The organism is Variovorax sp. P2_H12 (assembly GCF_056403395.1).
Window position 1 is genome coordinate 1 of sequence record NZ_JBFUFO010000336.1, and the last position, 357, is coordinate 357.

General features: G+C 70.9%; 1 protein-coding gene. It reads right to left on the reverse strand.

What is annotated here, in order from left to right:
- A partial coding sequence (locus tag AC1DYK_RS36390; RefSeq protein ID WP_478170689.1) for a MerR family transcriptional regulator occupies positions 1-260 on the reverse strand: 260 nt, incomplete at its 3' end.
- Positions 261-357 lie beyond the last annotated feature (97 nt).

Here is a 357-nt window from a genome sequence, read left to right on the forward strand (position 1 = left end):
ACGTCGGTTCCCTGCCGACGGGCCAGCGCCGCGTACCGCCGGATGTCCGCGATCGGCATGCCCGTGTCCCGCAGCATGACGAGCCCGGCCAGCCACGCCAGGTCGCTGACACCGTAACGGCGCCGCCCGGACGCCGAGCGCGGCGCGGGGTGGAGTGTCAGGCCCTCGCGCTCGTAGTAGCGCAAGGTGTCGACGCTCAGACCACAGAGAGCTGCCGCCGCCCCGATGGGCAGCCCCTCGGGCGGCACCTCGACGGACACATCGGGCAATATCACCTCGTCCACCCCACCACTATGCAACCTGGTGTGCGCTCCAGGTCAAGCGCCGCCGTAACCAGTCGGCCGAGCAGCATCACGG